The following is a 26,400-nucleotide window of genomic DNA, read 5'->3' as shown; positions in this document are numbered from 1 at the left end:
TGCCTCTGGATGGTTATGGTCCAGCTTCACCGTTGGCTTGTGCTTCACGCAGCCCCAGGCGCTTGGCCGCCCAGCGCTCGTACAGCCCGATCGCTACGTCTGCGCCTGCCATGGCGGTGAGGCATCCCAGTGCGCCCGAGGTCCAGATCGACATGCCTGCCGCATACAGCAGCATGATGGCCGACACTCCGCACACCACGCAGGCACCGGACCGAAGGGCCAATCGGCGGATCAATGCCCAGCCACGCGTCCCTTCCTTGTCCGCTCGCCACATCTCGCCCGACACACCGCCCACCAGGGCCAGGACGATCACTAACCAGATCGGCATTTCTGCCAGCGCTTGCTGTTCGTTCGTCATTGGCCTACTCCGTAAACGAAAAAGCCCTGCGCTAGGCAGGGCTCAAAAACGTTGTTGTCTAGTGGATGGGGAGTTCACTGCTACGCGAACTCAACCTTCTGCTTCTGTCGAGATAGTTATATCCCGCATTGGTGACGCGCTGGATACGTATATCCGGAGCTTCCCCTTCAACATTGATACAACCCAAATCTACAAGCAGCTCGATATGGCCATCCACGACTACACCGGACCAATGGACACACTCGGCGCTGGAGAATTTGCTGCGAATATCCTTGCCCGATAAATCGAGCTTCCAGTCATCGGAGTCCTTGATGCAGACGTCTAAGATTTTCACCAACAGCCTCTGATCTCGTTCCATTTCTCAGTTCCAAAGGAAAAATTGTCTGTACGAAGTAGTACGTCTGAGGAGAAATGAAAAAACCCGGCGCAAAGGCCGGGTTTTTGGTGAGATCGCTGTTTGCGTACCTCTTTGAACATGACTGATTTATACCCCTCCAGTCCGGTGGCAGCAAGAGCTCAGCGCTGCCACCCTTCAATCAACGGCAATACACCAGCAATCAACGGACATATAACGTTACTGGCTCTAGCGCCGCAGGCATGGACCCTCCTGTCCCACTGATTTCAAGAGAGGCGCGACGTCTGAAACACCGATAAATCAAAGCGGCGCCCCTCCGTCCTACTATTTATTACTTTTTCCATGTAAAGGGAGAATTAATAAACGCTGCGCGTACGCGCGCGCGTATGTGGGTGTGTGCGTCACATGCGGGAAAGATGCAAAAACGGTGGGACGGTGGGCCATCATCAATTAACACGCGGCGCGCAGTTGACCCACCCGCCAAAACACTAGCAGGCCGCACAGGGACGCGCCGCGCCATCAAGCTACGCGCTCCAGCAGCATGCCTGCGATCTCCAGATGTGCCGAGTGTAAGCGCGCATAGAACTGCGTTCGACCACACCCGCAGTGCGCCCATTTCTGGCGTTCTACGCTTTCACGGTTCAGGTAATGCTCTTGCACCACTTGGGCCAGATGCCAGGACAGACGCTTGTTTACGATCACCTCAATGTCTGCACTCCATGGCAGCAGAATCTTCGAACCGCCGCGTGTGCCTCGAATCAATTCCCCCCGGCAATCGATCAATTGACCCAACATACTGTTGGCAGATCCGTCAGGGCCACCGCCACCGTGCATGTCGAGCGCCCACAATTTCAACATCTCATCCATTTCCGGGATCAAAATGCGGTCTCCTGCCTGGGTACCGCCGACCCTCGCTTCCACTCCGGCGGTTTCACATACTCATAGCTGCGCACACCACGCACACAGTTACCCTTGCGCCGGCGGGGCCAATTCATCCGATGCATAATCTTGCCGATGCGCATTTGCTCGGGTCTACCCCAGTGGCTTGGATCGATGTTAAGCGCATGCTCAAGCAAGTGCGCGCCTGTCACCGTATCGCCAATATGCTTGTCGGCCAGGTAGCCGACCACAAGGTCTTCCCACATATCGGCCTGATAACGCTGATCCTGCTCAGCGGCAAAAACATCAGCCTCATCGCGCTCCACCCACCATATGTCACCCGCGCGAAAACAGGCTAACGCTTCGGCCCAGAGTTGATCACGGTCGGCTCGCAAGCCCTCAAGATCCACTTTGGTACACATCACCGGCCAGTAACGGCGGTTGCCCGTATCGTCCTTCAGGTACTCATCCTGGTTGGTCGTGCCGATAAAAACGCTCTGCCGGGGAACATCCAGCATCCGCCGGCCATAGCTCTCGCGGTAGGTATCGATGGGCGATGAGACAAATTGCTTGGCCTTGGTCGACTCTGCCTTGTTCAGTGAGTCCAGCTCGGCCATCTCCACAATCCACTTGCCCCGGATCGCCTGATAGGCGTCTTTGCTGCTCAGATCAAATGACGTATCCATGAACCACTCGCCGCCCAATACCCGCGCAGCGGTGGATTTCCCCTCGCCCTGCGAGCCTTCCAAAATCAACATTGAGTCAGCCTTGCAGCCAGGCCGACACACGCGTGCCACCGCAGAAATCAGCCATCGTTTGCCCACCTTGCGGGTGTACGAACTATCCATAACACCCAGCCGATCCTGCAACCAACGCTCAAGGCGTCGCACGCCATCCCACTCAAGGCTTTCTAGATACTCACGCACCGGGTGGTAGGCGTTGTCATTCGCCACCGCACTTACAGCCTCAACAACGTGGGCAGTTTTCACCCGTAGCCCGTAAACATCAGCAAGCCACAGTGCTACCCGGATGTCGTCAAGATCGGTCCAGTCCCCCTTACCCCCGCCATACGGAGGCGTGCGCAACTTGCGCGTCTTTGAACTGAACGAATCCCAGGCGATTACTCCGGCCCAGCGTTTATCGTTACCCAGAATCAATGCCACGTTGAACGGGTGTACGATCAATCCTCCTTTTTCAGAGTACTGCAGCTTCTCACGCCACCCCTCATCGGTAGAAGGTCGAACCACCGCCAACACCTGGCGACGCACCGTGTCCATGCCCTCAGCACAGTGCAAGTCGTTAAAGTCCGTCCAGCCGTCTTCCCGGTCGTTGTCGAATACCGGCATAACCACCTGCCCACCGACCACAACCGACGCATTGCCAGCCTTGATTACCCCCGCGTTATACGGGTGCCCATTCACTACAGTCTTCCAATCATCATCTGCGCAAAACACCAGCTGCCGGCCGGGATACTTTGTGCGCATGGCTTGTGCCACCGGCAGCAGGTTGCCGGCATCAAAGCAAATGCACACCGTCAGTGAGGTCGCCATGTGCAGGCTGGCGCCGGTCGCGTATCCCTCAGCGATCAAAATCACATCGCCCGGTTCGGGCTCTGGGCCGATCAGGTGAAATGAGCCTTCCTTCGCCAAACCGTACGGCCAGTAGGTTTTGTTCCGACCCGTAGCAGCCTGCTTTTCCGGGTACAACACTTGTAGCCCGACAATATCGCCTTTCACATTGCGCATCGGCACGAAAGCAGTACCGCTCTTCGCCTTGTAACGCAGACCAATACCGACTACCCGCTTGGTATCCAAGTAACGCGAACCACCCTTTTCAGATAGGTGTTTCCACATACCAGCAGCGCGCCGGGCGGCAGTGCGGTGCTTTCGGTGCTCAGCCAAGGCGGCCTTGCGCTGACCCTCCTCGGCCCTGGCGCGCATCACTGCTCGATCTTCAGCGCTTAGCCGCCCGCCCTTAGGCTTGATCTTCTGCCAGCTGCCTTTTTCACCCTGACGCCAATCGCCAAACGCGCCGCAATACAGTGTTTTTCCATCCCCCGTCAGATGCTCATAGATCACATACCAACCCGTTTTCTCCGGGGCCTTGTCACCGTCGCACTCGCAACGCGTTCGCTTACCAATCACCAATGGGGTTTCTGGTTTAAGCCCGTAGTCCTGCAACTGGGCCAACACATCATCGAGTAGTTCGTGATTGGTCATGCCCGTACCCCACGCTGGTCTGCCAGCTCCTGGCAGTCAGTGCAGCGCGTGCAGCCGCGATCAAGCATTGCCAACCGCCGAGCCTCTAGGATGACATCCCCGCAGTCCACGCACTCGAGCGTACATTGACCTGGATTGGCAATAGGTCGGGCGGCCATGGCCACTGCGAGATTAAGAGCAATGACGTTATCAGCAACATCTGCGTTGTCAGACATAGGTCAGATCCTCCGCATGCATCTTGCGGAGTACCGCGCGCAACTTGAACACAGCCTGCACCATGCGCTCGGCCAGCAGTTCAAACTCAGCCAGCTCGTCATCGTCCAATTTGTCATCGGACAATGAGGTCGATACATGCGTGGCTAACTCCCCCTCACGAGAAAGCAACTCGCCAATGCCTGCCATTAGCGACTGCGCCGTGTCGGTGTCGCTCAACTCAGAAACGTCGATTCCCACCCAGCCGATGGGATGCAGCAACGCATCTACAATGCGCGGATCGCGCGTGGCATCTAGCACCAATTCAAGATCGCCAATGTTAGGCGTGTGGCTGGTATTGGTCAGGCTCAGCTTATGATTGAGGGTGGTGGCGTTGCCGCCGTCGATAGCGGCAATGGCAGTGGCGCCGCCCGGATAATCACGTGCGGCGTGGAGCAAAGCTTGCGGTAGAGTCAACAGCGAACGCCGTGCGCGCTCATTGGAATTGAACTGTTTACGGTTCATGGCAAAACTCCAAAAACTCTGCCAGTGACCGCTGCATGCCTGTTTGGTACAGTTGTGCTGTGGTCACTCACAGGTGGTCGCATGCAGCCGGTTGCTCTGTGGTAGAAAACCCGGCTGCACCCCGATGGCAAGGCACACGCTCCGCATGTGCCCTTCCGTTGCAGCCTGCAGACCGTGGTGGGTTAGCAGGCAACCCAGGGCATCCGTGCCTTGAGGGGTGGTGGAACGGCGCGTTGTATTGGTTTGCTCCGCGCCGCTCTGCCTTTTACTTCGTTAAGCGGCCTGCTGGCTTGACGCTTTATCTGTCGCCCTGAGCTTTCCATCTGTAAGCACTTGAACCTGATACTGGCGTGACTGCGGCGGCTCAGAGCCCCATTGCGATACTGCAGCGGGGGAGACTTTCAGAGCCGCAGCCACTTTAGATTTCCCTCCGAAGAAGGCGATTACTTCTGTCGTGAGCATGGTGCTCTCCTGTTTGCCTGCCCAATACAGTAAGTAGACTTAACTTATTTGGCAAGCAAATGAAGGACTCCAAACAAAGTAAGCCTTAAGCTAGCTTAATGAATACTCCAGCAGAAAGAATCGCATACGCCATTTCCAAGTGCGGAAAGAAAGCCAGCGTCTTGGCCATAGAGTCCAACCTGAGTGCTGCCAGAATTAGCCAGTTAGCCCAGGGAGACGGGAGCCTCAAGGCTGAAAATCTTTTCCTATTCGCACGCGCTACCGGGTTCTCAGCACAGTGGCTTGCCGAAGGCATAGGGGACAAATATGACGCCGGCGCCCTCGAGGAGGGCCATGTGCTGATTCCCCAATTCACCGCCAAGGCGGGTGCAGGCCCGGGTCACACAAACCACCACATAGAAGACCTCGGCGGCCTAATGTTTAGGAGAGACTGGCTTACCCGAATGGGCTTGAAGGAAAAGAACCTCAAGGTCATCTACAGCACAGGAATGAGCATGTTCCCGACCATTGCTGATGATGATGTGCTGCTGATTGACGAAGGCCAGCGGGAGCCATTGAACGGCAGAATCTATGCAATTCAGCGCCCAGACGGAGACATCAGCATCAAGCGCTTAGTCCACACGCTCACCAACGGTTGGATCATTCGAAGCGACAACGAGGACAAACGCGCCTATCCGGATGAGAGCGCTACCGACACAAGCATTGGTCATCTACTCATCATCGGACGGGCCGTATGGCACGCTGGAGCCCTCTAGCTGTAGGTCTCTTAACAAAATAGATTAAGCAGTCTTGACTTAAAAAGTTAAGAGAACTTTAATTGCCTCACTCTCCCACCACAGAGCGAGGCAATCCCCATGCAAACCGCAACCTTGCACGTACTCCCAACGTGCCCACCCAGCCGTATTTTCGAGGTGCGCCGCCTAGCCGTAATCCACGGCTGCACCTTCGCACCCACCAAACGCAAAGCTGCCACCAGCCACATGCCAGCGCCCTTCAATCCAGATGATGGAGGGCGCGCAGCATGAGCAGACTGTCTCTCAATGCCGGTGCGTATATTCGCCTGCAGGCCCAGGTAACCCTTAGCGGCACCTTCAATCACACCCTTCACTCGCGTGATGGCGGCCAAACCGTAACGGCTAAGGTCGAGATCTATCAGTGCACCGCCGGCATCACAGTATTGGTGCAGATCTGCGGGACGCTCAATTCCGTCACCCTCGATAAGCACCGCAAAAACAACGCCACGCGTGTCGCTAGCTTCATTGAAGGTATCGCGAACGGCCTCAACCCTACCGGCGTGCCCGATGTAGATGAGCATGAGGCTGTCGGTGATATAGAGGCCATCCTACGTCTGGCAATTCGACGTGGGCGCGGCATTTACCATCTGATCGCTGACGAACTGGATCCCTCTGTACAGATCCAGCGCAACCCACGTGGCGGCTACATCGCCAAGCTTGAACTCGACGCCGCCGGATGCGTGCTCACCCTGCCCGCGGACAACCAGCGCGCCTACGCAATCTTGGCTGAAAACCTCAACCAATTCCTGCAGGGCTACCGCAATAGCCTCGCAGCCGCCGCGTGAGGTGTCGTCATGAGCCTATCCCTCAAACGCGTAGCGGAACGCCTAGGTTTGGGTCACCGCGAACTGATGAAACGCATGCGCGACAAAGGCTTGCTGGATCAACACAACCTGCCAACCAACCCTGCCTTGACCAAAGACTTTTTGGTCACCCGTGAGAGTCGCTGGTTTCACGAGAAGCATGGCATGCAATACAAGCGCACCACGCGCGTGACCGACATTGGTATTTCCTGGCTGGCCAGGCAGATCGGTATTGAGCGCCCAGCCCCACCCGCCGTGCCTGACCCGCGAGAAGTCGCGTAATGAGACAGCCTGAAGCATGGCCGCGCCAGTACGCCCGCCAGATCACGGCGATGCGAACCCGAGAGGAACGCATTGCCGCGCTGGCAGAAGTACCGGAGCACCTACGCGATCTGGTACGCACCCACGTTGAGATCGCCTGGAACCACCCCCGAGGGAACACACATGGACCGCAAGCTGATTGACACCCTACTGATCGAGCTGCTGAACCTGCCCGAAGAACGTCGTACGCCCGAAAAAATTCTGGCCAACCTCACACTGGCCGCCACAGCCGCCGGCGTTTCCCTCACCATCACCGGCGCACCGCTGCAAATGGAGCACCTACAACTAGCTGCAGCTCTCGACCAGCTCGTCATTGATCTCGGCCCCAACTACCGGGCGCGCGCCATGCTGCGCCTTGGCTACGGTATTGAGGGAGTTGAGCTAGGTGCCGTGCTGGAACCGCTAGACAGCACCTCTCCACTGCCGCGTTTCGTGGCGTTCGGCAACACAGCGCGCACAGCCCTGGCAGCTATAAACCGCGATATTCGAGCCAGTAACCAACCCCATGCCAAAGCAGCGCCGCACCGTAAGCCCGGAAAGCTGACGCTCGCCACGCTCAAGGCCCAAGTAGAAAAGGCGAATGCAGCATGACGGCCTCCGTACAGCGCGAACTGCGCCTACCGATAGCGCCCAGAAGTCAGACCGTTGACCTGTTGTACCGAACGCTCGGGGATCTGCTCGTACCCGTCGAACAGGTCCGTGAACGCTACTTCAGCAATCTCAACCAGGACAACTTCACTCGTGCACTGACAAGCGGCCGTGTAGCGCTACCCATCACCACTCTGGATACCAGCGCCAAGCGCCCCCGCTTTATCGACATCCGCCATCTGGCCATCTTCATTGATACGCAGGCCGATGCCGCAGACGAGGAGCTGACAAACGCTCAACCCCAGCCAGACGAGCGATGACTCTTTTACCGACACACTTCGATAACAGCCGCACCACCGCAACCGCTGCACCACCAGCTAAGCGGAACACAACAGAAGGAGCAAACCACATGACTGCATTTGAAATTTTCGCATTGATCAGCTTCGTAATTGCACTCGCCATTCTGTATTGGGTCGGGTACCGAGGCGGCTTAAAGGACGGCTGGAGCGAAGGCTACGACGACGGCCACGCTAAGGGCTACATCCAGGGCATTGAGGAGGGCGAGTCGTCGTCCGCAACTGCTCTCGAAAACGCCACACGGCGATGTGAGCGCCTGGAACTGATTTTGATCAGGGAACCCCAGGACCGTCAGATCCTGACGGCCATCGCGGGGAAACTCAAACTGGCCGCCGATTTCTTCCACGCCATCAAATCGGAAGGCCACGCGACTCAAGCACTCATGTTGCGCGACCACGCTTTGAGCATGGCCGACGAGTTGAATGCCTTCCGCCAGGAGGATGTGACATGAGCCGCGCCATCCCGATGCTGCGGCTGACGCCTCAAGCCGCTGGAACGCTACAACAGCAATACACAAAGGCGATTAAGGAACTGCACGACATAACTCGCCGCAACCGAGAGTTCGACCGTCAGTTGAGAGCGCTCATCGGCTACAACAGACTGCGCGATCTGCACAAAGCAACAGACGACGCCCTGCTGCTGGCCGACCTCGTGAAGGAGGCAGCATGAACTGGATCCTCACCCACACCGGCAAGCGTTTTGACCTCTTCGAACCTGACGCCGACATGATCGATCCACGGGATATTTCCCACTCACTGGCACACCTCTGCCGCTTCAACGGGCACACCCGCGAGTTCTACAGTGTGGCGCAACATAGCTGCATCGTCGCCGAGCTGGTACCGGAAGAACACAAGCTCGCTGCCTTGCTCCACGATGCGCCAGAGGCGTACCTAGGCGACATGACCAAGCCACTTAAGCAGTGGATACATGCATACCAAGACTTCGAAGACTGGGTTTGGCAACGCGTGTGCCAGCGCTTCGACATCGCTGCAGAACTTCCTGCTTGCGTTCACCAGGCCGACTTGATTGCGCTGGCCACCGAACGCCGCGACCTGATGCCAACCGATCTGGCTATCTGGGATTGCTTGGTAGGCATAGAACCCAGGACTGAAACCATTCGGCCATGGCCTGCCGCAGAAGCCCGACTCACCTACCACCAGCGCCTGATGGACCAACTCGCCATCGAACACCGGAGGAACGCGGCATGATGGAATTACAAAGTGAAACCCTCACCGACGAGGAGCTGGCCACCATCACCGGCTATCAGATTCCGTCCAAGCAGGTCCATTGGTTGACCGCAAACCACTGGGAGTTTGTTCTGACAGGCGCTCATCGTCCGATAGTAGGCCGCATTTATGCCAGACTGAAACTGTCAGGTGTCAAACCCTCCGCTGCCAATGTCGTGACTGAAACCTGGTCGCTCGATCTCGCAAATGTGAGCTGATTAATGCGCCAGAAAGGTACAGCCAATCGAGATCTGCCGCCCCGGATGATACGGCGCATTCGCAAGGGTAAGACTGGAAAGACTTGGACGTCGTATTACTACGACGGAAGGACTGCCGACGGGAAGCGGAAAGAAATCCCACTCGGTACAGACCTCGATCAGGCCAAAGTGGAGTGGGCCAGGCTGGAACGCAAGACACCACCCAAGCCCAATCATCTGATGAGCTATGTATTTGATCGCTACGAAAAGGAAATCATCCCGGGCAAGTCGATTCGTACCCAGTCCGACAACCGCAAAGAACTCAAGCAACTCAGGAGAGCATTTGAAAGCGCCCCCATCGAATCGATCACGCCTCAGGTAGTAGCCCAGTACCGTGACGCTAGGACAGCCAAGGTGAGAGCCAACCGTGAAATCGCCCTGCTCTCCCATGCATTTACCATTGCACGTGAATGGGGGCTGACGGACAAAGCAAACCCTTGCTTTGGCGTTCGCCGCAACAAGGAAAAGCCACGGGACTATTATGCCGGTGAAACCGTATGGAACGCGGTATACGCGCAAGCGGTACAGGAGCTCAAGGACGCGATGGATCTAGCCTACCTGACCGGCCAACGTCCCGCCGACGTGCTCAAGATTGCAGCCACCGACTTGAACAATGGCTTTTTGCTGATTGGTCAGGGCAAGACCGAAAAACGTCTCCGTCTTCGTTTGGAGGATGGCGGAATCCAATCCGGCCTGAGTAGCTTTATCGACGACCTGCAAGAACGCAGAGCCGTCAATGGAATTCGCACGTCAACCTTGATAACAAACGCTTCTGGACTTCGAATGAGCCATCAGATGCTGCGTAATCGATGGGACGATGCACGAGAGAAGGCAGCAATCAAAGCGTCAGCTGATGGTGATCCCGTGCTGGCAACGAGCATTCGTCAGTTTCAATTCAAGGACATCCGGCCCAAAGCTGCTAGCGAGATCGAGCTAACGCACGCGAGCCGCCTACTAGGTCACTCCACAGAGGAAATGACCAAGAAGGTATATCGGCGAGTAGGTGAAATTGTGAAGCCTACGAAATGACCCGTTGCTACTTGTACGATAGGCAGAAAACGGCCAAAAAGCAGTCATCTGGTTGTGTTGGAAAACTAAAGGATTGAAAAGCCCGAGCGGACGACCCACACTTCATTGATCTGGACATGCATCCAGCGTGGATAAAAAACCAGTATCAGAATTGGATTAAGGCATAGTAGCGTTACGCCTCTACTGTCCCGATCGGGTGAATGTACAACGGAGTAGGGAAATGGATTTTGCAAAACCTTTAAACGCAAGGTTATTGACGGTTGATCAGCTTCGCTGTTGGATGTAAATGTTGCGAGATCAACACCCACAACATTAAACATAGTGATTGCCTCATGCAACGCATATGAGTTAATACAATTTATCTGTCCGCAGGTGCTGAGATATGTCTGCTACATGGAAGAACTTAGAAGAATACGTTCGCGCGATCGCCTCACTAAAGTGGGGGGCACCTTGCAAAGCAGAACATATTGATGGGGTGGATTTTGATAGTGTTATTCGCATCTCCGATGATGAAGTTATCATTATAGAAGTAACTACTGAAAGAACCCTTCAAAAGGTGCGTGATGACCTCAACAAGATAAAACCTACGAAAATCAGATTAGCAGTTGAGGGTATAATCTGCCGAGCTTACATCGTATTAGAAGATGAGCCTACCCTCAGTATGATTGAAGCCGGCAAAAGCAGCCATATAAAGGTGTGTTCGGCCGATGAGTTTAGTAAAGATTTTTTTGATTTCGCTTCCTACGACACTTTGCGAAAAAGATCTCCTTTTGGAAGTGCCGTAGATTCAAAGACAGGTGCGAATGATCCTCGCGAATTCATTCATGTTCGGTATTCTGAAACAGATGGCTCAAAAAAATACACGGTAGAAAATATTGCCGCAAGTTTGCAGCGCGGTCAAAATATTGTACTGACCGGAGATTATGGGACTGGTAAAAGTCGGTGTGTACGTGAGGTATATGACTTACTAAGAACGCGAACAAGAGAATCAGGCGCTTACCCTCTGGCAATAAATCTACGAGATCACTGGAGCAGCTCAAGCGCGTTAGAGGTTATAGCAGGACACCTCGGCATTATCGGCATCGGTAGCTCTATAGATAATGTCATTCGACTCCTTAACTCTGGAAAACTCATCCTACTACTAGACGGGTTTGATGAGATCGGCACTCAAGTTCACGACGCGAGAGTTGAAGACAGAAAAAGCCTTCGACGAAGAGCAGTACAAGGCGTCCGCGATTTAATTACTCGTGGAAAAACGGGAATACTAATAACCGGCCGCTCTCATTTCTTCGATAGTAGCGAGGAAATGCTAGAAAGCCTCGGTTTATCTGATGGATCTAACACTGAGTGTATTGAGGCGCCGGAAGAGTTCTCAGAAGATGAAGGAAACAAATACCTACAAACAATCGGCATTAAGTCCCTTGTGCCTGAGTGGTTACCTCGGAAGCCGTTAGTTTTCCAGCTCCTCGTTGAGCTAGACCCGGCAGACGTTAGCATTATATTAAATCGCCAGCATGGTGAGTATGAATTCTGGGGTACCTTTATTCACGCAGTTTGTAGACGTGAGTCTAGTGGAGTGGGCGGTTCGATCGCCCCTCAAACAATTCACGCGATTCTTCATAGATTAGCGTCCGTTACCCGTTACTCAGTCACAGCCAATGGCCGACTTTCCCCTAGTGATATTGATACGGCCTACCAAGCGGTAGTAGGATCAGTTCCAGACCAAAGTGGTCGCCAACTCCTTTCAAGAATGTGCACCCTCGGCAGGATAGAGCCGGAGTCTCCTGATCGACATTTTCTTGATCTTAATGTTCTTGACATCCTTCGTGCGGAAGCACTTGTGGCAGACGTTATTAATATGAAGGATATACACGATCAAGTTCAATGGTGCCAATCACTTCGGCATCTTGGGGCATTTCATGCCGCACAAACAATTAGAGTTTTCGACCTGGAGCAGCATTGCTTTTCATATATAAGAAAAAATGGCAATAGCCGAAATACAAAAAAGCTTGGCGAAATAGTTTCAATACTAACAGTTTTTGGTGGAGATCCTTTGGATTTTCAGTCGCTTCAGTTGTCTGGTTCAGTCTTCCCAGTGTTAAATCTTAGTGCTCGAGTAATAAAAAATCTGGTAATCAAGGACTCCGAAATTGAACATTTATTCCTTGGGGGAACACCAATAACAGTACAAGATGGCGTGGTGATTGATGGATGCATTGTTTCACACGCACTTGGGGTTTCAGATTCACAAGGCTTTCCAGCCTGGGTTACAAACACTGAAGCTTTTAACTACGAGCGCATTTCCAATGCCTCAAGAATCAAAGAAAGCGTACTACCTCCAGCTCAAAAATTGTTTCTTTCTATAATTCATAAGATTTTTTTCCAGCCTGGTGGTGGAAGAGAAGAAGCATCTCTGCTAAAGGGTGGTTACGGCCAAAAGTTTAGCCCAAAACTAGTAGATTCTATTATCAAAATGCTTTTGCGGGACGGCCTTATAGATAGAGCCAAGGGAGATGATGGCTGGGTATATAAACCTATTCGTAGGTATACAGACAGAATGAATAAAATTCGTTCTGAGCTAACTCTTTCCGAAGATCCGATCTGGAAAGAAGCGTCTACCCTAAAGCAATAGAGATGTAGTTACCGTATATTGGTACTCCGGCCGAAAGTAAGAGAAAGCACGTCGGTTACCTTCCTACTATGCGGTCATGCCATTAGTTTCAGGCATAACTGTTAGTTAAAACACACGGTTTGCCCAAGTAGTCCTCAAATTCACCGCATAGACCGTCAATGCCGCTCCCTGGAGCGTCGTTGACGGACAGTATCAGTCTCGGTCGACGGGAGGAGCCGTGACTAAATGAGTTCAGTGCTTTCCATCCTGAATGGTCAGTTCTCGGGAGAGGCTGACTGACCGCTAATGGCCGTGAGTACACGTTTAGGCTCCTTGGCCTCAAGAACAATCCCACGCTCAATCGAGGAGAGCCATACCGATAACGGTCTCTTGAGTTTCCCAAAAAAGGTAGAGTTGCGGAAGCGATCCGAAAAGTTGCGGAAGCGATGATCAAATCGCAGGCAATAAAAAACCCCGTAGACCATTGATCTACGGAGCTTTAAGAGTGGAGGCCGAGGTCGGAATCGAACCGGCGTAGGCGGATTTGCAATCCGCTGCATAACCATTTTGCTACTCGGCCTCAAACGATCAATGCCCTTGCCGCTGACATTCACCGTATAAAAACTTGAGTGGGCCATAGAACCCTGCCTCTACTCTAACTCATTGAATACATTGAAGTTTTTAATGCTTCGTTGCGTTCGATGGGCGCCATTATGTACTCATTTGCTTTTGCCTGCAACCCCTTGATTTCAAAAATATTTCGTATTGGCATCAAGGGGTTGCGCGTCTGCCCTACTCCTTGATGAGCTGCTGCTGGTACTGCGGGTCGGCCTTGATCTGGGCGTCGGTGAACGGCAGTGGGCGGAGTTTTTTCTGCGCGAAGGCTTGGGTCTGGTCCTTGGCGTAGGGGGATGCCGGGTTGCTGGACAGGGAAAACGCGAGCACGCCCTGGGCGTGAGGCCCCTGGTCGTCGAAGGTGACGATCTGCAGGTAGCTGCTGCCGCTGACCACTTCGCGCTTGCCGTCGGCCCGGGGCACGGTTTGCATGGCGTTGTAGATCCCCAGCGCTTGCGGGCCGCCGTGGATCGGGGTTTGGCCGCTGACCTGGATATCGCCCCATTTGCTGTCGGCGTTGAGGCCGAGTTGGGCCACGGCTGCGCTGGAGGCCAGCATGGCTTCGCGCAGGGCCTTGGCCACGGGGGCGCGCTCGATGGCCAGGCCCCGTGGGGTGGTCAGGGGTTGGGCCGGGTCGAACGCGACGCGCCAGGCATCGGGGAGTTGCTGCAGGTCTTCAACCAAATTGATGAAGTGCACCAGGCCCAGGCCGCTGTCGAGGTTGGCGCGTCGGTCCCAGTCGTTGAGGCTGGTGCACAGCGACTTCAGCGCAGTCGCGTCGGTGCCGAGGTGTTTGGCGCAGAATTCCAGCAGGTCGGGCATGACCTGGCCGGCCAGGTACACCTCGTTGTCCATGACCATGTTTTGCAGGTCGGCGACGCTGATCGGTTGCGCCTCCAGGGATTGCAAGCGTTGCAGGGCGAAGCGTGCGCGCGGGCCGAGGCCGATGTGGTCCTGGCTGATCACCGGGGAGAAGCCGGTCAAGGGCGCCTTGGGGTTGGCCAGCCACGCCGAATCGTTAGAGTGCTGCACGTAGTCGCTACGCTCCAGCTGCGGCAACTGGTCGGCGGGGAAGATGCCGGCCTGGGCGGCACGCGGGTCGACGTCCCAGGCACAGGCACTGCGGGCACCGTCGAGCATGATCATCTGCAGGCCGGCACGCGGGTCGCTGCATTGCGCCAGTTTGGCCGCGCTGACGTTGGGCACCACCGACAGGTTCATGTACAGGCTCTGGCCCTGGTCATCGGCGACCAGGGTATTGACCCACGGGATGCCTTGCAGGGTGTGCACCGAGGTTTGCAGGTCCTTGAGGCTCGTGGCACGGTTCATGGCGTACCACTGTTGCAGGACGCGGTCGTTGCCCAGGTTGGCATCGCGCAGGCTGAAGGCGTGGTGAGTGTCCCAATCCAGCTTGCCGGGCCATTGCACCACGGGGCCGAACTGCGAGCTGTAGACCGAGTGGGTTACCGGCGTCACGCTGCCGTCCGCTTGCCTGGCCTGGACCGTCACCGAGGTTTTTTCCAGGGGGATGGATTTTCCATCCAGCATATAGCGCTTGGAGTCCTTGGGATCCAACGTCAGGCGATACAGAGTGAAGTGCTTGGACGTGTCCACCGTATGGGTCCACGCCACATGCTGGTTGAAACCGATATTGATCACCGGCAGGCCGGGCAGCGCGGCGCCCATCACATCCAGCTGGCCGGGGATGGTCAGGTGCATTTCATAAAAGCGCATGCCGCCCACCCACGGGAAATGCGGGTTGGCCAGCAACATGCCACGGCCATTGAACGAACGGTCGCGGCCCACCGCCACGGCATTGCTGCCGCGATCCAGGCTGAAGCGCTGTTGATTGGCGGCGGCCAATTCGAATGCCTTGGCGCTGGGTTGCACACTCGCGGAGGCCTGAGGCGGCGCGGCGCCGACCAGAGCTTCGGCGAACTGGCCGACACCGCCCTCCACCAACAATCTGCGGGTCAATTTCACCAGGTCTTCAACCACCAGCGGCCGCACCCAGGCCGCCTGGCACTGGGCGGGTGCGCCCTGCTCTTTCAGGTAACGGTTGTAGCCGGCCACGTAGCCTTGCATGCGCTGTTGGATCTGCGGGCTTTGCGCCTTCCAGAAAGCCGCCACCGCACCCGGTGTATTCAGCCAGGTGAAAAACACGTCGCTGGCCAGGTTGTTGCGCTCTTCCAGGGTCGACTGCTCGGGGCCGAAGTACCGGGCCCGCTCGCCGTTAACGGTAACCACTTCATTGGCCAGCAGGCACAGGTTGTCCTGGGCATAGGCGTAACCGATACCGAAGCCCAGGCCACGCTCGTCATTGGCGCGAATATGCGGCACGCCGAAACTGGTGCGGCGGATATCCGCCGACGCCTGCGTCGTCGACTCCCGTGCCGTTGCAGCCAGGCTCACCCCCAGCAACAGCCCCGTCACGCACACCCTGGCCAACCCATTGGAAATAATCACACAGACTCCGCAGTCAAATTGAACACCCTCACAGGGGTAACCACCCCACCGTAAAGACGCAAAAAACCGGGAGAAATTTAACCCTGGAGCGGGTTTATCCGAGGCGCTGCAGATGTGACAAAGCCGATACCGACAAATTTTCTACATCACACCCTTCATGATTTTGCACGCTCGTTCGTCTTATTGACTAAGAGCGCCATCATTTTCCTGATCAGGCTCTGATAAGGAGTTTTTGCATGTACAACCCGCAAGTGCCCACGGACGGACATTCACCCGCAGCCGACAGCCAATTTGGCAACGGCGCCCAAGCGTTCGGCAAAACCCCCGAACAGCAAGGCAACCAGCGTATTCGCCACCTGCTCAAGTGTTTCGGCCTGCGCACCAGCCTGATCCGGCTGAAGGTCATCGACGCCCTGCTCACCGCCGCCGACAACCAGCGCACCCTGGGGGTACGTGGCGTGCACAGCCATTTGCTGGAGCTGGGGATCCCGTTGTCGTTCCTGAGTGTGCGCGAGGTGCTCAAGCGCCTGTGCAGCGAAGGCGTGATCACCCTTAACGCGGATAAAAGCTACAGCCTCCATGAAGAGGCTGCCAAGGTACTCGACGCTCGAAGCTGAGGCGGACCTTAAAGCTTGACCTTGCGGCGCATGATGCCGTTGATCACCACCACGACGACCGCGACGGCGATGGCGATGGTCTGGAACGTCTTCTCACTGATAAACCCGATGTTCTGCAGGTAGGACAGGCCAAACATCGTCGCCAGTACCGCCAGGGCGATCAGGATCGAGTATTTCAAGCGTTGCTTTTGGGTCATGACGGGTTCCTGAACCGGAAGAATGTATTCACTGTGTATCGCCGAACACGCCAGGCACATACCCGGCGACGGGATGCACGGGGTCGACAGGGTCTTATGTTACAGGTGATGAAAAGCTTTGGCTCCTCCGGTGTGCCGCTCACCCCGACGGCGGTGGGCCGCCGGGCTCAGGCCATGCCTTCACTGGCTCCCCCCATGCACCCACCGCTGATGCAACCCGCGTGCAAGCGCATCCAGGGCAAACCCCAGCAGCCCGATCAGCAACACCATCGCCATCAGTTCCGAATAGGCCAGGCGATCACGGGTATCCAGGATGTAGTAGCCAAGCCCCGCGCTGACCCCGAGCATTTCGCACGGCACCAGCACGATCCACAGGATCCCGATGGCCAGCCGCACGCCAGTCAGCACGTGCCCCACCACGCCGGGGATGATCACCCGGCGCAAGGTTTCCCAGCGCGTGGCGCTCAGGCTGCTGCTCAACTGCAGCCAGCGCGGGTCGAGCTGGCGCACGCCGGCGGCGGTGTTGAGCATGATCGGCCACACCGCAGCAAACGCCAGCAGGAAGTAGATCGGTTGGTCCCCTACCCCCATCAGCATCACCACGATGGGCATCCAGGACAGCGGCGAGATCATCCGCAGAAACTGGAAGGCCGGCGTGGTCGCCGCTTCCAGGTTGCGCGAACTGCCCACCAGCAGCCCCAGCGGCACCCCCACCAGCAAGGCCAGGAACAGCCCGACGAAGATGCGCTTGAGGCTCACGACAATATGCAGATACAGCTCACCGCGCCCCAGCAATTCCCACAGGCTGCTGAAGGTGGCGGCCAGCGAAAAGCGCGCCGCCAGGCCGCCCCCATCGCCCCACACCTTCACCCCCAGCCACCACAGCAACAACAGGCCGGCCAGGCCACTCAACCCGAGCAACCAGCCCGGGACTCTGCGGTTGTTCAAACGCCAATCTCCTCGGTCCGCTCAAAGCCCTCGGGCAAGCCGAAGGTGCCCATGCCGCCCACCGCTTCGATGGCGTTGCGCACAAAGCGGTCATCCACCAGATCCTTGGCGACAAAGGCCGGGTCCAGATCGGCGAGGAATTTCTTGTCCCCCTCGATCAGCGTGTCCTTCAAACGTCGCACCAATTCCTCGGTGTAGCTGGGGAATGGATAGGGCTGGAAGTCGATGCGGTGCTCGTCCCAGTCGGCATGCCGGATCGCGCCATCGGCCAGGTAGGCCGCGCGGTCGGCAGCGGCTGGCGCCAGGACTTTGCTCAACACCGGCTCGGCATGTGGCGTGTAGCGGTTCGGGCCGTCCTTGGACAGCAGTTTCACCGCCTCTGCGCGGTTATCACGGGTCCACACCTGGGCCTTGACGATCGCATTCACGACTTTCTGCGACCACTCCGGGCGATTGTTCAGGTCGTGTTCGTGCATGAACACCACGCAGCACGCGTGATTGCGCCACACGTCACCGGTAAACCGCTGCACACGCCCGACCTTGAGGTTCTCCGCCAGGGCGTTGAACGGCTCGGCGACGATATAACCGTCGATGCGCTGGCTGGCCAGGGCCGGCGGCATGTCCGAAGGCGGCAGCACGATCAGGTTGACCTCATTGGCGCCGATCGCACTGCCGGCGGCACGCGCCACCGGGGTCAGGCCGTTGTCGCGGAACAGTTGCTGCACCACCACGTTATGGATCGAATACCAGAACGGGATCGCCACCGACTTGCCGCCCAGTTGCTTCACCTCGGTAATGCCTGGTGCCACGGTGAGCCCCGAACCGCCCACATGGTTCCACGCCACCACCTTGGCCGGCACCTGGCTGCCATAGCGCGCCCACACGGTCATCGGCGACAGCAGGTGAATCACGTTGACTTGCCCGGAGATAAACGCCTCGATCACCTGCGCCCAACTGCGCAGCAATACCGGGCGCTCGGCCTTGATGCCTTCGGCTTCGAACAGGCCGTTGTTATGCGCCACCAGCAAGGGCGTCGCGTCGGTGATCGGCAGGTAGCCGATGCGCACCGGCGCATCCGGCTCGCTGGCGGCGCGGGCCTGCAGGCTGCCCAGCAGCGGCAAGGCGCCGGCGGCACTGAGGACTGCGGAAAGTTTGAGAAAGTCACGGCGCGAGTGGGTCAGGTCATCCAGGCACATGGCTGGGCTCCAGCAGGTCAAGGGGTTGGGGTTGAGGGCGGCTCGCCTGCCGTAGGGTTTTAAGAATCTCGATGCGCAGCGCGCCGATGGCTTCCACCTGTTCTTCCCGTGGTTGCGGCAGGTCGATGCGCCATTCGCCCAGCGTCCGCGCCGGGCGGTTGCCCAGCAGCAGGATGCGGTCGGACAACAGCAGCGCTTCGTCGATGTCATGGGTGATCAACACCGCCGCCGAACCCTGCTCACGGTTGACCTTGAGCAACAGGTGCTGCATATCGGCACGGGTCACTTCATCCAGCGCACCGAAGGGCTCATCCAGCAACAGCACCTGGGGCTGGCGTGCCAGGCAACGGGCCAACGCGGTGCGCTGGGCCATGCCGCCGGACAGCTGCGCCGGAAATTGCTGGCGGGCGTGCTCCAGGCCAACCGCCGCGATGGCGTGGTCGACGCGCCGGCGGCGCTCATCAGCGCCGAGGTGCGGCTGGCGGGCGAAATCCAGGCCGAACGCGACGTTCTTTTCCAGGCTCAACCAGGGCAGCAGGCTGGGGTCCTGGAACGCTACGGCGACACGTGGATGGGGTCCGCTCAACGGCTCGCCCAATACCTGCACCTTGCCATCCTGGGGCGCCTGCAAGCCGGCGAGCACCCGCAACAGGCTGGACTTGCCGACCCCGCTGGGCCCCAGGATCGACACCACTTCACCGCGCTGCAATTGCAGGTCGAAGCCTTGCAGCACCGGGCCGCCGGCGTACCCCAGGCCAATGCCCCGGGCACTCAATACCACCGGGCTCACAGGTTGGCCTGGCGTTGCAACTCGGTGCGCAATTGCACCAGGCTGGGCGTAACGATCGGCACAAACGCCGACTCCCGCCAGCGCCGCGCAAACCCACTGCCATGGGCCGTGAGGTAGGCCTTGCCGCCGCTGGCCTGCAGTTCCAGCTGCACCGCGCTGGCGGCGGTTTCGGCCAGGCCGATGCGCAACTTGAACAGCGCCACCGGCTCGGCGGCGAAGCGCCCGGCGAGCAGGCCATTCTGCAGCTCGGTCACCAGGTGATCCAAGGTCCCGCGCAACCCTTCGAGTTCTTCGCGCAGCACCGTGCGGGCCGCGCCCAGGTGATGGGCGACTTCCGCCAGCGAGCGCCGGGCCAGGCCGATCGACATACCGCACTGCAAACCCAGGAACGCCGGGCGCACGGCCGGCAGGAACTTGCGTGCATCCTCGTGCAGCAACCACTCGCGACTCAGCTCGACACCTTCCAGGCCCAGGGCTGCGGTGTTGCTCGATTGCAGGCCGAGCAGTTCCAGGTCGCCGGAACGTTGCAGGCCAGCCACCGAATCCGGGATCGCCAGGATAAACGGCGCGCCGCCGCCGGCATGCTCGACCGCCGCCGCCGCGACAAAGCCGTTCTTGCGCAGGTTGGTCACCCAGTGCAGGCGACCGTTGAGGGTCCAGCCGTGATCGGTGGGCTCGGCGCTGATCTGCAGCGTCTCGATGCCCGACAGGAACTTCATGGCATTCGACAAACCGGTGGCCCCCGCCAGCCTGCCGCTGAGCAGGTCCGGCAGCAATTGCTCGCGCAGCCGCTCATTCGGGCTCTGCAGCAGATACTCGATAAACGAGCGCTGGCCCCAGCACACAAACGCCGCCGCCAACGAATGGCTGGCGACATGGGCGATGGCCTCGACGGCGCCGGCCACATCGCCGCCCAGGCCGCCGAAGGCTTTTGGCACACCGATACGCAGTATGTTGGCCTCTGCCAGCCGTGGCAGCACTTCCTGGGGATCGCAACTGCCCACATCCAGGGCCTGCGCTTGAACATCGAGCCAACGGCTCAAGATCGGGTCAAGCATTCATGTTTCTCCTTGTCAAAGCAGCAGGGCCACCTGCTCTTCAGCTGGCCGGTTTTTCCCAACGGTATTGCGCCAGCTCCGGGTTCAGCGGGGTACGGGCAAACACGTTAGCGAAGTTGCACAGGGTTGCCAGGCTCACCCCCAAAATAACTTCCAGGGCCTGGCCTTCGGTGTAACCGGCGGCGCGGAACGCCTCGAAACCGGCATCGCTGACATCGCCACGGGTGGCAATGACTTCCCGGGTAAAGGCAGCGAGTGTCTCATAACGGGCATTGGGCAATTCGCCGCGCTGGCGCAGGGCGTCGATCACCTCTTCCGGCAGCTTGGCCTTGTTGCGCGCCACGGCGGTGTGGCCGGCGACGCAGAAATCGCAGCCGTGGGTAGTGGCGGCAATCAACTGCACCACTTCGCGATCGGCCAGGCTCAGCTCGGCCTTGGCGTTCAGGCCCGAGACGGTGATGTAGGTTTCCAGCGCCGCCGGGGCATTGGCCAACACGGCCAGCAGATTGGGGATGAAACCCGAGGCTTTCAGCGCATTTTCCAGCAGCGGCTTGGCGGCGGGTGGCGCGGTTTGCGGGGTGAGCAGCGGTACACGGGACATGGAGCGGTCTCCTGAGGGTTCGTGTATCCAGTCTGTTGGTTATAAGAAATCCTCTCAATAGGCTAAAGTAGCGATTACTTGCTCTTGAGTCTTTCCATTAGATGAATTCTTCCAGTGCCCTTGTCGATTGGTTATTAGACAGCCTCGAACTCAACACCAGCCTGTTCCATGTCGGGCGCTATTGCGGCGATTGGCATGCCAGCACCCACGGCCTGGCGCGAGCGAGTTTCCACCTGATCGTGCAGGGCGAGTGCTGGCTGCATATCGCCGGCGAACCCACGCCCGTCGAGTTGAACAACGGCGACGCGGTGTTCCTGCTCCGTGACCTTGAGTATCGGTTGTCCGGAGAAGCCACGGCGGCCGGCGCGCGGGAGTGTCCGCGACGCCCGATGCTGCCCCTGGACAGCAGCGCCAGTGACGGCGTGGGGCTGGTGTGCGGGTTCTTTCACTTCCAGTCGGGCTTGTCGGCGATGATCGTCGATACCCTGCCCGCGTGGATCGTCCTGCGGGCCGGCGACCCCTCGCTGACGGCCGCCCGCAACCTGTTCGAGCTGATCCTGCAGGAGTGCCAGCGCGACCCGGCGCCTTCCGCGGCCTTGCTCGAGCGCCTGTGCCACCTGTTGTTCCTGTATGTACTGCGCCAGCAAGTGCTCGATAACAACCAACTCGGTGGCCTGGCCGCGCTGGGTCGCCAGCCGGCATTCGCGAACCTGCTGGAACACCTGATTGCTCGCCCGGCAGACGCCTGGACTCTGGAAAGCATGGCGGCCTGCACCGGCTTGTCGCGCTCGGCGTTTTTCAAGCGCTTCACTGAATTGTGCGGGCAGTCGCCCGGCCAGGTGCTGCTGATGATGCGCATGCGCCACGCCTGCCAATTGTTCAAGCAGGACCAAACGGTCGCGGATGTCGCAGTGGCGGTGGGTTATCAGTCTGTGGCGGCGTTTACCCGAGCCTTCCACAAAGTGACCGGGCAGCAACCCGGCGCTTATCGCAAGGCCCAGGCCTAGCGTTGCAAACCGGTGCCCGGCCGACCACACAGCTCAACCAGCCAATCCACAAACACCCTCACCCGCTGTGACAACTGGCGATGGGGCGGATACAGCGCCGTCAGCGCCATTTTCGGCACCGGCAACTGCGCCAGCACGGGCACCAGGCGGCCCTCGGCCAGTTGCCGCATCGCATGATAGTGCGGCGCCTGAATCAGGCCATAGCCGGCTTCGCACGCAGCGAAATAACCATCGGAGCTGTTGACCGCCACGCGCTTGGGCAACTGGATCGAGTGCACGGCGTTGTCGACCAGGAACTCCAGGCCGAACCGCTTGCCACTGGCCGTGGAGACATACTCGACCATCTGGTGATTGGCCAGGTCGTCGAGGCCCGCCGGTATGCCCATGCGCTCCAGGTACACAGGACTCGCCAGGGTCAACTGGTCCATCATTGCCAAAGGCCTGGCCACCAGCGACTCATCCAGGGCCGGACCGCCGCGCAGCACGCAATCCACACCTTCGCGGATCAGGTCCACCGGGCGGTCGTTCAGGCCGATGTCCAATTCGATCTGCGGATAGCGCGCGGTGAACGCCGGCAACGCGGGAATCACAATCAAGCGCCCGATCCCCGAGGGCATATCCACGCTCAAGGTGCCGCGTGGGTTCTGGCGGCGGGTGGAGAACACCGCCTCGGTTTCCTCCAGGTCGGTGAGCAACTGTACGCAACGCTGGTAATACGCAGCGCCGTCCAGGGTGGGGCTGACCTGGCGCGTGGTGCGCTGCAGCAACTGCACGCCCAGGTGCGCTTCCAGTTGCTTGATCAGGATGGTCACCGACGCGCGCGGCAGTTGCAGGCTGTCGGCGGCCTTGGCAAATCCACCCAACTCGACAATCCGGGTAAACACACGCATGGCGTTAAAACGATCCAAGGGCCGACTCCAGGAGGATTATTTAGAAATTACCAATAGTGATAGTGCTTTTAGCCGGTTTATCCAGGTTTTGTCGAGGGTAACAATGGCGTCCTACCTCATCAGGAGCTGCACCCATGCACACTCGTCAACTCGGTAAGAACGGTCCCCACGTCAGTGCCATCGGCCTCGGCTGCATGGGCATGAGTGACTTCTATACCCCCGGCACCGACACCACGGAGGCCACTGCCACCCTGCATCGCGCCTTGGAGTTGGGCGTCAATTTTCTGGATACCGCCGATATGTACGGCCCCCACACCAATGAGCAACTGATCGGCAAAGCCATTGCCGGCAAACGTGACCAAGTGTTCCTGGCGAGCAAGTTCGGCATTGTGCGTGACCCGGCCAATTCGGCGGTGCGTGGAGTGAACGGTCGCCCCGAGTACATTCGCGATGCCATCAACGGTACCTTGCAGCGCCTGGGCGTGGACACCCTGGACCTGTACTACCAGCACCGAATCGACCCGCAGGTGGCCATCGAAGAAACCGTCGGTGCCATGGCCGAGCTGGTGCAGCAAGGCAAGGTGCGTTACCTGGGGCTGAGCGAAGCATCCGCCGCCACGCTGGAGCGCGCCCATAAGGTGCACCCGATCAGCGCCCTGCAAAGCGAATATTCCCTGTGGAGCCGCGACCAGGAAAGCAACGGCTGCCTCGCGGCCTGCCAACGCCTGGGGATTGCGTTTGTGCCTTACAGCCCGCTGGGCCGAGGTTTCCTGACGGGCGCACTGAAAAGCCCGGAGGATTTCGATGCCGATGACTACCGCCGCGCCAACCCACGCTTCCAGGGCGAGAACTTCGCGAAGAACCTGCAACTGGTCAAGCAGGTTCAAACCCTCGCGGCAGACAAAGGCGTCACTGCCGGGCAACTGGCGCTGGCGTGGGTGTTGGCACAAGGCGACTTCATTATTCCGATTCCTGGCACCAAGCAGCGCAAGTACCTGCAGGAGAACGTGGCGGCCGTGTCGATCCGACTCGGCGCGGCTGAACTGGCGGCACTGGAGAGGATCTTTCCGGCCGATGCAAGTGCCGGCCTGCGCTATCCCGCAGAGGTGATGGCCATGCTGGATATCTGACGGCCAAGCTCAAGGGGCACCCGGTTTGCGGTGCTCCGACGCCAACACGTTTAGCACTAAAGCCCCTCCGGGGGCGGGGAACCTTCTCAGTCGGAGTTCCACGTAATAGCAACCCTGATACGTAATCAGGGTGCCCTTACACGCACACCCAAGAGGACATGCCGATGCTATCTGCACTTGCCCATTCCCTGACATCCGGACTCTACGCCCAACTCCCCCAGCCTTTCGCTGAAACAAACGCTTCGCACTTCACCCCTCCCACCGACCTGACGCCAGGCATCGTGAACCGCCGCACCCACACGCTGCTTGTCGACGGTGACACCAAAATCAGCAGGGTCGTTGACTGGAACCCAGATGACCTCAAGGGACCGAAGATCCTGACCAGTTATCTCCACGTGGAAACCGGTAATGCCGCCGACCGTATCCACGTGCGCAGTTGGTCGGTGGACAAGCTGCAGATCTTCATCAACGATAAACCGCATTTAGTCGATATCAATACAAAGGAAAGAAGCGAGCACGAGCTTTTCATCGACAGCCACGGCGGTGACGACACGGTCATCATCGACGATGACGTCAAGCTTCGCGTGAGCGTGAAAGGCGGCGACGGCAACGATTATCTCCAGGCGGGCGGAGGTCGCAGCAGGCTTTTCGGAGGGGCTGGCAACGATATCCTGCAGGTGGGCAGCGGCCTGGGTTATGCCGAGGGCAACGACGGCGATGACACAATCATGGGAGGTCCCGGCAATGGCGTAATGTACGGTAATAAAGGCAAGGACCTGCTCATTGCAGGCTTTGGCCCCTCCACCAGGCAGACCTATCTGGACGGTGGCGACGACAACGATGTACTTCTTGCAGGCAGCGGACATACCGTTGCACATGGGGGCAATGGCGATGACGTCCTTGCAGGGTACGAGCGCACGACCTTCTACACCGGCAAAGGAAACGACACTATCTGGAACAACCAGCCCAAGGACCTTATCTACGCCAAGGCCAGGGATGGTTTCGACCGCACCAGGGGTTCGACTTTCACCGAAGTGAAGCCAAGCAATGCCGGCAACCTGGGATTCAGTGTAGAAACTCCCCCTGAGACCCCGGAGGAGGACGCACAGGCTTTCAAGCAGCGCGTCGCCGACGATTTTGAATTTCTGCGCAGTTCACCCATAGGGCAACAAGCACTCAAACAAATGGATGAGCTCGCGGTGGCAAATGGCGGCAAGGTTACCATCAAGCCGATCGGTAACGGCGGTACCCAATACGTTCCTGGCAGTAGTGAACTGGATGAATTGACGCCCGAGGAGCGCGAAAGCGCAGAAGCCGGAACCTACGGGCATATCACGGATGGCGTTCCCGGTTTCCGCGTCACTCGCGGCATCATTCACTATGACCCGCCATCTATTATCGAAAACGCCGAGCGTACCCACACAATTGTGCCCGTAACCGGTCTCGCCCATGAGATAAACCACGCCTACACCTACGCAACCGGTACAACCGAGCATGGGTACACCCGCGAAGCGCCGGGGGACGACGGCCTTGTCGAGAATGGTGAACGTCAAGTCATCGGTTTACCCTACGTTGAAGAACCTTCCGAGGACGGCACCCCTCCCTCGACATCAGCGCGTGTAACCAATCCGAAACACTTCACCGAGAACGCCCTGAATGCAGAAATGGGCAAACCCTTGAGGCAGTCCTACTTATGGACACCCAGCCCTCAAGGTCGCGGCGAGTGATACAGCGCCGGCAAGCCAGGCATTGATTCGATAAGCGGTAATCCCCATGGCGAGGCAACTGCTGGCCTCGCCATGTTAAAAACCTGATTTGGCACCTCCGTACCTAAAGCTCTTCCTCGCCAAGCCGATAGCCCTACGAAGCTCCAAAACAGCCGCGTCGATAATAAACGCTTCGTAAGGAC

29 protein-coding genes and 1 tRNA gene are annotated in these 26,400 nt (G+C 58.2%); 15 read left to right on the top strand and 15 right to left on the bottom strand.

Annotated elements, in window-relative coordinates; translation table 11 throughout:
• Window positions 1-13: 13 nt before the first annotated feature.
• From BFQ01_RS25240 to BFQ01_RS25210, 6 genes are all read right to left on the bottom strand, one after another.
• A complete protein-coding gene (locus tag BFQ01_RS25240; protein ID WP_065927355.1) occupies window positions 14-358 on the bottom strand; it encodes a phage holin family protein in 345 nt (114 codons plus the stop codon).
• 58 nt (window positions 359-416) lie between these two features.
• Complete coding sequence (locus BFQ01_RS25235; RefSeq protein ID WP_065927354.1) at window positions 417-716, bottom strand: hypothetical protein; 300 nt, start codon at window positions 714-716, stop codon at window positions 417-419.
• A 516-nt stretch (window positions 717-1,232) separates the two neighbouring features.
• On the bottom strand, window positions 1,233-1,592 hold the full coding sequence (locus BFQ01_RS25230; protein ID WP_065927353.1) for a PA0613 family protein: 360 nt from the start codon (window positions 1,590-1,592) through the stop codon (window positions 1,233-1,235).
• Window positions 1,589-3,811: a VapE domain-containing protein gene (locus BFQ01_RS25225; RefSeq protein ID WP_065927352.1), complete on the bottom strand. Its 2,223-nt coding sequence runs from the start codon at window positions 3,809-3,811 to the stop codon at window positions 1,589-1,591. Before BFQ01_RS25225 ends, BFQ01_RS25230 begins: the two co-directional genes overlap by 4 nt.
• 207 nt (window positions 3,812-4,018) lie before the next feature.
• Window positions 4,019-4,528: a phage regulatory CII family protein gene (locus BFQ01_RS25215; protein WP_065927350.1), complete on the bottom strand. Its 510-nt coding sequence runs from the start codon at window positions 4,526-4,528 to the stop codon at window positions 4,019-4,021.
• Between the two features lie 273 nt (window positions 4,529-4,801).
• Window positions 4,802-4,990, bottom strand: a complete 189-nt coding sequence (locus BFQ01_RS25210; protein WP_053130838.1) for a Cro/CI family transcriptional regulator — start codon at window positions 4,988-4,990, stop codon at window positions 4,802-4,804.
• 98 nt (window positions 4,991-5,088) lie between these two features.
• On the opposite strand from BFQ01_RS25210, the gene BFQ01_RS25205 reads away from it, so the two are divergent.
• The 11 genes from BFQ01_RS25205 to BFQ01_RS32475 all read left to right on the top strand — a co-directional run bounded on the left by BFQ01_RS25205 (window position 5,089) and on the right by BFQ01_RS32475 (window position 12,997).
• Complete coding sequence (locus BFQ01_RS25205; RefSeq protein WP_065927349.1) at window positions 5,089-5,745, top strand: LexA family transcriptional regulator; 657 nt, start codon at window positions 5,089-5,091, stop codon at window positions 5,743-5,745.
• Between the two features lie 266 nt (window positions 5,746-6,011).
• Window positions 6,012-6,569, top strand: coding sequence for a hypothetical protein (locus tag BFQ01_RS25200; protein WP_065927348.1), 558 nt, complete (start codon window positions 6,012-6,014; stop codon window positions 6,567-6,569).
• A gap of 9 nt (window positions 6,570-6,578) precedes the next feature.
• Window positions 6,579-6,869, top strand: coding sequence for a phage antirepressor KilAC domain-containing protein (locus tag BFQ01_RS25195; RefSeq protein ID WP_065927347.1), 291 nt, complete (start codon window positions 6,579-6,581; stop codon window positions 6,867-6,869).
• 162 nt (window positions 6,870-7,031) lie between these two features.
• Window positions 7,032-7,499 carry a hypothetical protein gene (locus BFQ01_RS25190; RefSeq protein WP_065927346.1) on the top strand — a complete coding sequence of 156 codons (468 nt, stop codon included), beginning with the start codon at window positions 7,032-7,034 and terminating at the stop codon, window positions 7,497-7,499.
• On the top strand, window positions 7,496-7,816 hold the full coding sequence (locus tag BFQ01_RS25185) for a pyocin activator PrtN family protein (protein ID WP_065927345.1): 321 nt from the start codon (window positions 7,496-7,498) through the stop codon (window positions 7,814-7,816). Before BFQ01_RS25190 ends, BFQ01_RS25185 begins: the two co-directional genes overlap by 4 nt.
• Before the next feature lie 89 nt (window positions 7,817-7,905).
• Entirely contained in the window at window positions 7,906-8,304 is a 399-nt protein-coding gene (locus BFQ01_RS25180) for a hypothetical protein (protein WP_065927344.1), read from the top strand.
• The gene (locus BFQ01_RS25175) at window positions 8,301-8,522 is read left to right on the top strand and encodes a hypothetical protein (protein ID WP_065927343.1); all 222 of its coding nucleotides are present in this window, start codon (window positions 8,301-8,303) and stop codon (window positions 8,520-8,522) included. The genes BFQ01_RS25180 and BFQ01_RS25175 overlap by 4 nt, the downstream gene beginning before the upstream one ends.
• On the top strand, window positions 8,519-9,061 hold the full coding sequence (locus BFQ01_RS25170) for a phosphohydrolase (protein ID WP_065927342.1): 543 nt from the start codon (window positions 8,519-8,521) through the stop codon (window positions 9,059-9,061). Before BFQ01_RS25175 ends, BFQ01_RS25170 begins: the two co-directional genes overlap by 4 nt.
• The gene (locus tag BFQ01_RS25165; RefSeq protein ID WP_065927415.1) at window positions 9,061-9,297 is read left to right on the top strand and encodes a DUF4224 domain-containing protein; all 237 of its coding nucleotides are present in this window, start codon (window positions 9,061-9,063) and stop codon (window positions 9,295-9,297) included. Before BFQ01_RS25170 ends, BFQ01_RS25165 begins: the two co-directional genes overlap by 1 nt.
• A gap of 3 nt (window positions 9,298-9,300) precedes the next feature.
• On the top strand, window positions 9,301-10,365 hold the full coding sequence (locus BFQ01_RS25160; protein WP_065927341.1) for a tyrosine-type recombinase/integrase: 1,065 nt from the start codon (window positions 9,301-9,303) through the stop codon (window positions 10,363-10,365).
• Between the two features lie 382 nt (window positions 10,366-10,747).
• Window positions 10,748-12,997: an NACHT domain-containing protein gene (locus BFQ01_RS32475; RefSeq protein WP_141691304.1), complete on the top strand. Its 2,250-nt coding sequence runs from the start codon at window positions 10,748-10,750 to the stop codon at window positions 12,995-12,997.
• A gap of 485 nt (window positions 12,998-13,482) precedes the next feature.
• On the opposite strand, the gene BFQ01_RS25155 is transcribed toward BFQ01_RS32475, so the two are convergent.
• A tRNA-Cys gene (locus tag BFQ01_RS25155) sits at window positions 13,483-13,556 on the bottom strand.
• A gap of 212 nt (window positions 13,557-13,768) precedes the next feature.
• Window positions 13,769-16,057 (bottom strand): bifunctional acylase PvdQ, encoded by a 2,289-nt coding sequence (locus tag BFQ01_RS25150; protein WP_065927340.1) that lies wholly within the window; start codon window positions 16,055-16,057, stop codon window positions 13,769-13,771.
• 236 nt (window positions 16,058-16,293) lie between these two features.
• Between BFQ01_RS25150 and BFQ01_RS25145 the strand changes: the two genes are divergently transcribed.
• The gene (locus BFQ01_RS25145) at window positions 16,294-16,674 is read left to right on the top strand and encodes a fe2+ zn2+ uptake regulation protein (RefSeq protein ID WP_065927339.1); all 381 of its coding nucleotides are present in this window, start codon (window positions 16,294-16,296) and stop codon (window positions 16,672-16,674) included.
• Between the two features lie 8 nt (window positions 16,675-16,682).
• Here the strand turns inward: BFQ01_RS25145 and BFQ01_RS25140 are convergent, their stop codons facing one another.
• The 6 genes from BFQ01_RS25140 to BFQ01_RS25115 form a co-directional block, all read right to left on the bottom strand.
• Window positions 16,683-16,871, bottom strand: a complete 189-nt coding sequence (locus BFQ01_RS25140) for a hypothetical protein (RefSeq protein ID WP_027606724.1) — start codon at window positions 16,869-16,871, stop codon at window positions 16,683-16,685.
• 180 nt (window positions 16,872-17,051) lie between these two features.
• A complete protein-coding gene (locus BFQ01_RS25135; RefSeq protein WP_065927338.1) occupies window positions 17,052-17,819 on the bottom strand; it encodes an ABC transporter permease in 768 nt (255 codons plus the stop codon).
• Window positions 17,816-19,015 carry an ABC transporter substrate-binding protein gene (locus BFQ01_RS25130; RefSeq protein ID WP_065927337.1) on the bottom strand — a complete coding sequence of 400 codons (1,200 nt, stop codon included), beginning with the start codon at window positions 19,013-19,015 and terminating at the stop codon, window positions 17,816-17,818. The genes BFQ01_RS25135 and BFQ01_RS25130 overlap by 4 nt, the downstream gene beginning before the upstream one ends.
• Complete coding sequence (locus tag BFQ01_RS25125) at window positions 19,002-19,805, bottom strand: ABC transporter ATP-binding protein (protein ID WP_065927336.1); 804 nt, start codon at window positions 19,803-19,805, stop codon at window positions 19,002-19,004. Before BFQ01_RS25125 ends, BFQ01_RS25130 begins: the two co-directional genes overlap by 14 nt.
• Window positions 19,802-20,863 (bottom strand): acyl-CoA dehydrogenase family protein, encoded by a 1,062-nt coding sequence (locus tag BFQ01_RS25120; protein ID WP_065927335.1) that lies wholly within the window; start codon window positions 20,861-20,863, stop codon window positions 19,802-19,804. Before BFQ01_RS25120 ends, BFQ01_RS25125 begins: the two co-directional genes overlap by 4 nt.
• A 40-nt stretch (window positions 20,864-20,903) precedes the next feature.
• On the bottom strand, window positions 20,904-21,464 hold the full coding sequence (locus tag BFQ01_RS25115) for a carboxymuconolactone decarboxylase family protein (protein ID WP_065927334.1): 561 nt from the start codon (window positions 21,462-21,464) through the stop codon (window positions 20,904-20,906).
• Between the two features lie 101 nt (window positions 21,465-21,565).
• Between BFQ01_RS25115 and BFQ01_RS25110 the strand changes: the two genes are divergently transcribed.
• Window positions 21,566-22,471, top strand: a complete 906-nt coding sequence (locus BFQ01_RS25110; RefSeq protein WP_065927333.1) for an AraC family transcriptional regulator — start codon at window positions 21,566-21,568, stop codon at window positions 22,469-22,471.
• On the opposite strand, the gene BFQ01_RS25105 is transcribed toward BFQ01_RS25110, so the two are convergent.
• Window positions 22,468-23,379, bottom strand: coding sequence for a LysR family transcriptional regulator (locus BFQ01_RS25105; protein WP_065927332.1), 912 nt, complete (start codon window positions 23,377-23,379; stop codon window positions 22,468-22,470). The genes BFQ01_RS25110 and BFQ01_RS25105 overlap by 4 nt on opposite strands.
• Window positions 23,380-23,495: 116 nt before the next feature.
• On the opposite strand from BFQ01_RS25105, the gene BFQ01_RS25100 reads away from it, so the two are divergent.
• Both BFQ01_RS25100 and BFQ01_RS25095 read left to right on the top strand, forming a co-directional pair.
• Window positions 23,496-24,491 carry an aldo/keto reductase gene (locus tag BFQ01_RS25100; RefSeq protein ID WP_065927331.1) on the top strand — a complete coding sequence of 332 codons (996 nt, stop codon included), beginning with the start codon at window positions 23,496-23,498 and terminating at the stop codon, window positions 24,489-24,491.
• A gap of 164 nt (window positions 24,492-24,655) precedes the next feature.
• On the top strand, window positions 24,656-26,218 hold the full coding sequence (locus tag BFQ01_RS25095; RefSeq protein WP_083221241.1) for a M91 family zinc metallopeptidase: 1,563 nt from the start codon (window positions 24,656-24,658) through the stop codon (window positions 26,216-26,218).
• Window positions 26,219-26,400 lie beyond the last annotated feature (182 nt).

The organism is Pseudomonas sp. 8 R 14, assembly GCF_900005955.1.
GTDB lineage: Bacteria > Pseudomonadota > Gammaproteobacteria > Pseudomonadales > Pseudomonadaceae > Aquipseudomonas > Aquipseudomonas marginalis.
The sequence above is the reverse complement of the archived record's forward strand: the minus strand, read 5'-3'. Positions and strand labels throughout refer to the sequence as shown.